Source organism: Nguyenibacter vanlangensis, from assembly GCF_013376155.1.
Lineage (GTDB): Bacteria > Pseudomonadota > Alphaproteobacteria > Acetobacterales > Acetobacteraceae > Gluconacetobacter > Gluconacetobacter vanlangensis.
Genome location: NZ_JABXXP010001093.1, coordinates 1 through 713 on the forward strand (window position 1 = coordinate 1; position 713 = coordinate 713).

General features: G+C 70.8%; 1 protein-coding gene. It reads left to right on the forward strand.

Annotated elements, in window-relative coordinates; translation table 11 throughout:
* Nucleotides 1–713 (forward strand): aldehyde dehydrogenase family protein (locus HUK84_RS21440; RefSeq protein ID WP_176641952.1); only part of this gene is annotated, 713 nt, incomplete at both ends.

Genomic DNA, 713 nt, shown 5'->3' on the forward strand with positions numbered 1-713 from the left:
GGTGATGTTCACCGGCTCGACCGAGGTCGCGCGCCTGATCGCCGCCCAACTGGCCGGCCGCACCGGCGCCAACGGGCAACCCGTGCCGCTGGTCGCCGAAACCGGCGGCCAGAACGCGATGATCGTCGATTCCTCGGCCCTGGCCGAACAGGTGGTCACCGACGTCATCGCCTCGGCCTTCGACAGCGCCGGCCAGCGCTGCTCGGCGCTGCGCGTCCTCTGCCTGCAGGACGACTGCGCCGATCGCGTGCTCGCCATGCTGCGCGGCGCGATGCAGGAGCTGCATGTCGGCGACCCGGCGAAGCTGCACACCGATATCGGCCCCGTCATCACCGAACAGGCCCGCGCCGGCATCGCGGCGCACATCGCGCGCATGCGCGAAAGCGGGGCGCGCATCTTCGCGCCCGCCATCCCCGACGCGGTCCCGGGCGGCCATTTCCTGCCCCCTACCCTGATCGAAATCGACGATATCGCCGAAATCGGGCGCGAGGTCTTCGGGCCCGTCCTGCACGTGCTGCGCTGGCGCCGCCAGGATCTCGACCGGCTGATCGACGCGATCAACGCCACCGGCTACGGCCTGACCTTCGGCCTGCACACCCGCATCGCCGAGACGATCGACCATGTCACCGGACGGATCGCGGCGGGCAATCTCTATGTCAACCGCAACACGATCGGCGCGGTGGTCGGCGTGCAGCCCTTCGGCGGGCGCGGCC